The 8,182-nt window shown below is 42.3% G+C and carries 7 protein-coding genes and 1 pseudogene; 3 read left to right on the top strand and 5 right to left on the bottom strand.

Annotated elements, in window-relative coordinates; translation table 11 throughout:
• Positions 1-454, top strand: a 454-nt coding sequence (locus tag D7V20_RS17810) for a recombinase family protein (protein ID WP_033917558.1), incomplete at its 5' end; no start/stop codon positions are given.
• 294 nt (positions 455-748) lie between these two features.
• Here the strand turns inward: D7V20_RS17810 and D7V20_RS17805 are convergent.
• Complete coding sequence (locus tag D7V20_RS17805) at positions 749-1,453, bottom strand: IS6 family transposase (RefSeq protein WP_058952605.1); 705 nt, start codon at positions 1,451-1,453, stop codon at positions 749-751.
• Between the two features lie 62 nt (positions 1,454-1,515).
• On the opposite strand from D7V20_RS17805, the pseudogene D7V20_RS17800 reads away from it, so the two are divergent.
• Positions 1,516-1,680, top strand: a pseudogene (locus tag D7V20_RS17800) (S-(hydroxymethyl)glutathione dehydrogenase); the annotation flags it as partial.
• 86 nt (positions 1,681-1,766) lie between these two features.
• Here the strand turns inward: D7V20_RS17800 and D7V20_RS17795 are convergent.
• The 4 genes from D7V20_RS17795 to cml form a co-directional block, all read right to left on the bottom strand.
• Complete coding sequence (locus tag D7V20_RS17795; protein ID WP_019838318.1) at positions 1,767-2,858, bottom strand: NAD(P)-dependent alcohol dehydrogenase; 1,092 nt, start codon at positions 2,856-2,858, stop codon at positions 1,767-1,769.
• Between the two features lie 72 nt (positions 2,859-2,930).
• A complete protein-coding gene (locus tag D7V20_RS17790) occupies positions 2,931-4,367 on the bottom strand; it encodes an aldehyde dehydrogenase family protein (protein ID WP_081316864.1) in 1,437 nt (478 codons plus the stop codon).
• Entirely contained in the window at positions 4,300-5,505 is a 1,206-nt protein-coding gene (locus D7V20_RS17785; protein WP_020753573.1) for an ISL3 family transposase, read from the bottom strand. Before D7V20_RS17785 ends, D7V20_RS17790 begins: the two co-directional genes overlap by 68 nt.
• On the bottom strand, positions 5,498-6,763 hold the full coding sequence (gene cml, locus D7V20_RS17780; protein WP_020753574.1) for a CmlA/FloR family chloramphenicol efflux MFS transporter: 1,266 nt from the start codon (positions 6,761-6,763) through the stop codon (positions 5,498-5,500). The genes D7V20_RS17785 and cml overlap by 8 nt, the downstream gene beginning before the upstream one ends.
• A 467-nt stretch (positions 6,764-7,230) precedes the next feature.
• Here cml and D7V20_RS17775 point away from each other — a divergent pair, with 467 nt between their 5' ends.
• Positions 7,231-8,127 (top strand): LysR family transcriptional regulator, encoded by an 897-nt coding sequence (locus D7V20_RS17775; RefSeq protein ID WP_158660397.1) that lies wholly within the window; start codon positions 7,231-7,233, stop codon positions 8,125-8,127.
• The last annotated feature ends 55 nt before the right edge of the window (positions 8,128-8,182 follow it).

The raw sequence follows: 8,182 nt of genomic DNA, 5'->3' as shown, positions 1-8,182 counted from the left end.
AAATACCGACCGGCCGAAATTTCAGGAAATGTTGAACTATCTCCGGGAAGGGGACAGGGTTGTTGTACATTCCATGGATCGTTTTGCACGAAGCCTAAAAGATTTGGTTACCGAAGTAGATAAACTGGTTAAAGGAGGGATCGCCATCCAGTTTGTAAAAGAAAATATTACTTTTACGGCCCAATCCACCCCGATGGATAATTTGATGCTGCAACTGATGGGGGCTTTTGCACAGTTTGAACGTGAGATTATTCTGGAGCGACAAAAGGAAGGAATTAAACTCGCCTCTGCTCAAGGGAAGTATAAAGGCCGGGTACACAAATTGAAACCTGATCAGGCCGAAGCTTTACGACAAGCATGGAAGGAAGGGAAGTACTCTTCAAAAATGGCATTAGGCCAAGCATTTGGAATTAGTCGCCAGGCGGTATATCGGTATTTAAAAGCAGGTGAGTAACTCAATTTGAATTGGCGACTATATTTAGTTGAGATTATGAAAGCCTTAGAACGTGATAAATCAATAAAAAATCCTATTAGAAATTGAATGGGATTTTACAAAGTATTATGTTGCTGATTTTTAAAATATAAATAAAATGTATTTTATATAGGCTGCATTGGGCTAATTTTAGGACAGCTTAAATAGAAACTATTTTTCATAAAATATAGAAATAACTTAAAAGAAATTCCTAAAGTTATAACGGCACTGTTGCAAATAGGGATCTGAGTCGATGATGTTCCCTTTAAAAAGTGCTTAGAGACCGAAAACTCTATTCACCAGATACACTTCACCCTGAGGCTGACCATAATAAAATGATGAAGCTTGTCCTTTACGTAGTGCACGCATGACTTCAATACCTTTAATTGTGGCATAAGCCGTTTTCATAGATTTGAATCCTAATGTGGCCCTGATAATCCGCTTTAGCTTGCCATGATCACATTCGATCACGTTATTTTTGTACTTAACCTGCCTGTGCTCAAGGTCTGGTGGACATTTTCCTTCCCGTTTTAACCGTGATAAAGCACCTCCATATGTGGGTGCTTTATCCGTATTGATCACTTGTGGAATTTGCCACTTCTTCACATTATTTAAAATTTTTCCAAGAAAACAATATGCTGATTTGGTATTACGTCTAGAAGAAAGGTAAAAATCAATGGTAAAGCCACGTTGATCGACTGCACGATACAGATAAAACCATCTTCCATTCACTTTTACATAAGTTTCATCAATATGCCATGTGCCGAGATGTGTAGGATTACGCCAATACCAGCGTAAGCGTTTTTCTATTTCAGGAGCATAACGTTGAACCCAACGGTAAATAGTAGTGTGATTAACATTTACACCGGGTTCGGAAAGCATTTCCTGAAGTTCACGATAGCTGATGCCATATTTACAATACCAGCGTACAGCCCAAAGAATGATTTCGCCCTGAAAATGCCGACCATGGAAGGGATTCATACACTGAACCTTTAGCTAAAAAACTATTTAGCTTATCATCAATGGCTATTTGCAACAGTGCCGTGAAAGGTCGTTCACAACTTCCGGACATGGTTGAAGATGCAATGAAGGGGGAAATTCAACTTGAGCCTTTTGTGACCCATACCATGGGCTTGGACAACATTAATGAAGCTTTTGACCTCATGCACGAAGGTAAATCGATTCGTACAGTAATTCATTACGAATAATCATATTGATTAGTACAGTACTTATAAATGAAGTACTGTACTAACAATGAGTTATATTTTTTAGCTTAATTATAACTATAAGTAAGCTATGAGCCAATTATAACTACTGGCTTGATCGTTATGCCAGTTTTTGAATCTTCAAATGCTTGATTAATATCATTAAAATTATAAAATTTTACAAGCTTGTCGAAAGGAAATTTTCCTTCTTTATAATATTCAATGATTTTAGGAATATGTACTTGAGGAGTAGAGTCACCTTGTATCGTACCTACAATCGTTTTACCTTCCATCAAAATATCATTTGTAAAGTTTAAAGTTACATCTCCTCCCATACCGACAATCGAGATTTTTCCTGCTACTCTCAATGAATCTATTCCATTTTTAATGACAACAGGAACACCGGTCGTTTCAATTGCATAATGAACACCGCCATCTGTAATTTTTTTCACTTCTTCTACTACATTTAAACTTTGACTATTTAGAGCATGAGTAGCTCCAAGTTCTTTCGCTAACTCAAGACGATTTTCATGTATATCAATAACGATAATATTTTTTAGCCCTAAAAGATTAGCGGCCATCACTGCACTTAATCCAACTGCACCTGCTCCATAAATGGCAATAGAGCTTCCAGGTTCGGGTTTCAAGCTGTTCATCACCGTACCACTACCAGTTTGAATACCACATCCTAAAGGACCTAGTAATCTCAGATCTACATCATGATCCACTTTGACTATATTATTTATATTTGCTACAGCATAGGTGGCAAAAGACGACTGTCCAAAAAAGGTAGAGTAATTTTGACCATCCTTATGCAGTCGATAGGTTTGATCTTGTAGTTTTCCACCAAAATTAAGTTCAACAGTACGTATACATAAATTGTGGTGCCCTGTAAGACACTGGGAGCAAGAGTTACAGTATGAATAAGATAGGACGATATGATCACCCACTTTTAAATGAGTAACGTTTGAACCAACTCTTTCAATAATTCCTGAGCCTTCGTGTCCTAATACTGCTGGGAAAGGAGTTCCATTTCCTTTTATTGATTCTGCATCAGTATGACAAATACCAGATGCAACTATTTTTATTAGAACTTCATCTTCTTTAGGTTCTTCAATTTCGATTTCTTCAATAACTAATGGATAATTTTTTTCTTTCGCAAGTGCAGCTTTGATTTTCATACATTTTTCCTTAAATGTAAGTGTTATCTAGCTTTTCGCTAGATAACCTATAAATTAATATGGTCTAGATCTTCATTTAATAAGTCGAATAGAGTGGGGTTCTAGATATGATTTCAATGTTTCATTGATGTCTAATTCACGACCAATACCACTTTGCTTGATTCCACCAAATGGCATGCCGAGTTGTAAAGAGTCAAAACTATGACTATTAATAAATGTACTACCCGCCTCTATCTTTTGTGCAATATCATAGGCAAGCTCAATATTGTCAGACCAAACAGATGAACATAGACCTTGCTCATTATCATTTGCATATTCAATCGCTTGTTCTACAGTTTCATAACCGATCAGTGGAATAATGGGTCCGAATTGTTCCTGCTGAACAATCTCTAATGAGTTATCTAGGGTTTTCACGACGTGCGGTAGAACGTAGTATCCATTGTCCCATTGTTCTGGATTCAGTTTTTGACCTAACTCACGTACTTCACATTGATCCGAGGCTTTAGCATTTTCAATAAATTTCTGTACGATAGCCCACTGCTTTTTATTGTTGAGTGGGCCAAAATTGGCAGCTGAATTTAAGCCATGGCCAACTTTATATTTATCCACTTCTTCACAGAAAAGATCGAAATATTGATCAAGCTTATCTTTCGGCACATATATACGTTTAACTGCAAAACAAATTTGCCCACTACGTGTAAATACACCCTTTAATAATTTTGGTAGGATAGATTGGAAATCGATATCTTCTAAAATAATTGCCGCATCATTTCCACCTAATTCTAAAGTGACATCTTTAATTGTTTGCGCTGCACTTGCCATTACGGCTGCACCGGTGGCTGTGCCACCAGTAAATGCAACTTTACGAACTAGAGGGTGACTCGTTAAAATATTTCCTACATCTGCATCGCCATGTACGACGTTAATCACGCCTTTTGGAAATACGGCTGCTATTTTGGCAAGCAATTGAGTTAAAGCCAATGCTGAGAATGGAGAAGGCTTCAATACCACAGTATTACCTGCAAGTAATAAAGGACCTAACTTCATCATTGTTAATACAATAGGCATATTCCAAGGCACAATTGCAGAGATGACACCCTTAGGTCTTTTATGAATTCGTATCCAGCCTGTTTCTTCTGAAATTTCTTTAGGTATCAAAAGATCATCTGGAGCCTGAGCATACATACTCATTACGCCTGAACCCAAATAAAAATCAGTTTCTGCTTCCCAAAGCATGCCACCATGTTCAGAAATAAGCAGTTCTTTTAGTTCATCTTTTTTTTGAAAAATGAGATCGGCAGCCTGTTTTAAACAGTTTTGACGTTCAGCAATACTACTGTCTTTCCAGCTAAGAAAAGCTTGATGTGCAATATTAATAGCATTTTCGACATCATTTAAACTGGTATTACTAATAGAACCAATTTGATGGGTAAAATTCAGTTCATCGCACTTTGCCGGGAAATGCAGCACGGATCTTGAGGAAGAAGTAGTCCGTGTCGCGGTATCCATAGGCCATCCGCTTAATGACTTTGATCCGGTTGTTCATGCCCTCCAGCACGCTGGTGTTCAGCCGGTGGAGGGCACTGGAAACGATACCCTCCATATATGGCTCCAGCTTCTTGGCAAATCGTACCAAAGCATCAATTCCGCTACCGAGGGCCATGCCGGCCCATTCCCGCCAGGCGCTTCTGGCCGTCGTCTCGCTTTCCGCAAACCATAGCGTCTTAAGTTGGTCCTTGAGCACGTACACCGTAGTCAAGAACGCATTGGCGGCCAGGAGTTCGTCCAGCTTGACCGCCTGCTCGGGCTCAAGGTTGTCAGCATTGCGTAACAGTATCCAACGGCTGCTTTTGATCACCTTGCGGGCGACCTTGTCATCTCGCAGTTGATTGGCCTGATCAACTCGCACTCTATCCATCACTTCGCGGCCATACTTAGCCACCACATGGAACAGGTCGTAGACCACCACCGCGTTGGGGCACTGGGCCTTCACTTCAAGATCGAAGGCTGAGTTCATGTCCATGGCCACTGCCTCGATCTGGTTCCGGGCATCGCCTAACCACTCGAAGAACGGCCGGATCGCCTCACGCGAGCGGCCCTCGCCAATCCACACCACTTGCTGGGTGTCGGCACAGGCGACCACCGTGGCGTAGCGATGACCCTTGTGCAAGGCGAATTCGTCCATCATCAGGCGGCGCAATCGACTTCGATCTGGCTCGTGCAAATCACGTTTGAGCCGCTCCATGTCAATAGTCTTGACTGTATGCCAATGCAAGCCCAAAAGATTGGCAACATGACTGACGGGCAGCATCTGTACTAATTTCTCAATCCAGTTGCGCAATGATTGCGTAATACGGGAGCGCGGTGGTAGCCAATCGATCCGCTCTCTGGTTGGACCGCATTGTGGACAACGCAGCCGCCGCACAGGTACATCCAACTCGACGCGATACTGCATAATTGGTGACTCGCGAACTCGGCGCCAATTGATGTCATGTACCAGGAAACAAGGGCAATCGCATCGGCTACAAATTGGCGTATGCTCCTCGTCGTGTGTAAGACGGATCAGCAAAGTCTGTTCATCTAGAAGCCCATGAGACGCTGGCGAAAAGCCCTTCCAGAACAGGCTCCAAACATCAGCGCTAGTCATGATCATGGACCGATTGCGCGCTATCGGTGCCTTGTAGCGCCAAGGCATCATGTTCTTCTTGGCTGAGATGGCGTCTGTTGGGATTGATGCAGGACAGACAAAGCACTGCTGTTGCGAGGATGAGGCAATAAGCGATGATCGGCCAGGTGGTACCAGTCGATAAAAGCGTAATAATGAGTGTCCCGATAATCCCTAACAGTAGTCCACCCAAACAGAAGTAGACTGCTGTAGCGGTCCCAGCGATATGATCGAAACCTCGAAGAGCGGCATTGGGTGCCACCGATACCGCAGTGGCGATACCAACACCCACGAGCCACATCGGGGCGATGAAGCCAAGCACCGAGACCGGTGCCAATGTCTCGCCAACAGCGAGCAACAGCGCTCCCGCCATCAGACACCCCATTCCCACTCGTAAGGTCTTCAGGCTTCCCCACCGGGGAATCAGTCGTCCCATGATTCGCGCTGTAGCCATCATAGCGATGGCCACTGTAGCAAATAGCAAGCTGAAGCTAAGTTGCGATAACCCTTGCCTCCCCATCATTAGCCAGGGGGCGGTCGAGAAAAAGACGAAAAAGCTGCCCATCCCCGCGCTGTAACAGAGCGTGTACAGCCAGAAGTTCAGGTGTTTCACAGGAGTCAATAGCTGCGACCACTGTAGGTCTGCCGTCCGGTGCCGCCGAGTCTCTGGCCAGAGTCGCCAGGCTGCGATAACAGCGCCTATCATTGCCATCCCTAGCAAGCCGAAGATTGCGCGCCATCCGAGCCACGCGTCGACCAGCGCTCCTAGCAGTGGGCCTATCGCAGGAACCATCGCAAGCATAGAGCCGAGCAAGCCATAGATGACGTTGCTTTCCTCACGGCCCGAATAGATGTCGCGTACCGTCGCGAAAGTGGAAACGAGACATGCCGAAGCGCCGCAGGCCTGAAGAACGCGGAAGCTCAGAAAAAGTTCTGGCGATGAAACTACGGTGAGGCCGAATGAAGCCGCAATATAGGCAATCCCGCCACCAAGTAAAACGGGGCGGCGACCCAGCCGATCCGACAGTGGGCCGAAGAGAAGCTGTCCGGCTCCAAGCAAAACCAGGTATGCCGTCAACGTCAGCTGGATCGTCCCTGCACCGGACCCAAGTGCATCCGCCATGAAAGGCACCACGGGCAGGTACATATCCATGCCCAGTGACGCCAGCAAATCGAATGGTGATAACAGCAATAGCGTGGCGGGAAGAGAATACCGCCAAGAAAAATCTTTTGAGCGCACGAAGCCATCTCCTTAAGTTAAGAATTTGGCGGCGCTCTTGCAGAGCAACTAGGTTCTTGAGAACGCCGCAACAACCGAAAACGAAGGTTGCTGCGGCTTACTTGTCTGCTTTCTTGGTAGCGCTCATGTGCGGGTTATCTCATGGATGAGTCCATATCGTAACAATCTTCACGCTAAAGTGCAAAGAACCTAAAATTCCCTGGATCATATACAGGCTGAGTCTGGGTGGCAATGGGTAAAAAATCGCCATTTATAAATCCTGAAATGTGAACTAGTGACATGTATTTCTCCTTGAAAGCACCCAGATTCATTCTGTAGTGTAAGAATAGATTCTCAGTATTTGAAAATTCAAAATAATGCATCCTTTATTTTGAATTTAGATAATATGAACTATATTTAAGAAGAAAAAATAGGCTAAAATGAGAGTTTAAGTTTCATAAAATGAAAGAATGAAAATTAGAGATAAAGTGAATGATCTAGAATTTTTTTTAAAAATTGTAGAGGCAGGTTCACTTACACGTGCTGCAGTCTTGTTGGAAAGCTCATTGCCATCAATGAGCCGTCGTCTATCTCAAATCGAACAGAGATTCGGCGTTAAGTTAATTGATCGAAATTCTCGACGTTTCAAGTTAACTGAAAAAGGGGAATATTTTTTAGAAAATACCCAGCATATTTTGTCCTTACTTGAAAAAATGGAAAATAACTTACAAGGTGAACAGGACTTTTTGACTGGACGATTACGAATTGGTTCACTCAATCAATTCGGGAAACAGCATTTAGCTGGTTGGATTGCAGAGTTTGCAAAACAATATCCTCATTTAAACATTGAATTATTATTGTCTGATTCAAAAGTAGATTTAATGGAACAGGAACTCGATTTCTCCTTTCAGATTGAAGTCCCTCTAGAGATTGATTACTGTTCTGTCCCGCTTATACAAGGTAAAAAAATTTATTGCGCATCTCCTGAATATTTTAAAAAGTTTGGAATACCCGATAATCCGTATAGTTTGGCGGATCATCACTGTCTCTGTTTGATCAGAAATCGGCATACATTTAGTGAGTGGCCGTTTATGGAGAATGGTAAAAATACAATAGTAAAAGTCTCACCTCAATTGTCTAGTAGTAGTAGTGAAATAGTTCATCAATGGGTATTAGCAGGCCAGGGCATTGCTTATAAATTGAATTGGGACATTCAAGCTGATTTATCATCAGGAAAAATAGTTGAATGTTTGACAGAGTTTAATCCACTGCATAGAAACTTATATATGGTTTATCGAGAAAATAATTCTACACAGCTAAAATACAAGTATTTCATTGATTTTATTAAAAATAAATTTTTAATATTAAGAAATAGTGTTTTGTGAAATTGATTAATCCAAAATTCTGATTCAGTTAAATCACCATCCTTATGAATCAGAT

It is taken from the genome of Acinetobacter rongchengensis (assembly GCF_003611475.1).
Classification (GTDB): domain Bacteria; phylum Pseudomonadota; class Gammaproteobacteria; order Pseudomonadales; family Moraxellaceae; genus Acinetobacter; species Acinetobacter rongchengensis.
The sequence above is the reverse complement of the archived record's forward strand: the minus strand, read 5'-3'. Positions and strand labels throughout refer to the sequence as shown.

What these genes read in the sequence shown, in the direction of transcription:
- D7V20_RS17805 (WP_058952605.1), bottom strand. Translation starts at nt 1,453, where the DNA reads ATGAATCCCTTCCATGGTCGGCATTTTCAGGGCGAAATCATTCTTTGG.
- D7V20_RS17795 (WP_019838318.1), bottom strand. Translation starts at nt 2,858, where the DNA reads ATGAAAATCAAAGCTGCACTTGCGAAAGAAAAAAATTATCCATTAGTT.
- D7V20_RS17790 (WP_081316864.1), bottom strand. Translation starts at nt 4,367, where the DNA reads ATGGATACCGCGACACGGACTACTTCTTCCTCAAGATCCGTGCTGCAT.
- D7V20_RS17785 (WP_020753573.1), bottom strand. Translation starts at nt 5,505, where the DNA reads ATGACTAGCGCTGATGTTTGGAGCCTGTTCTGGAAGGGCTTTTCGCCA.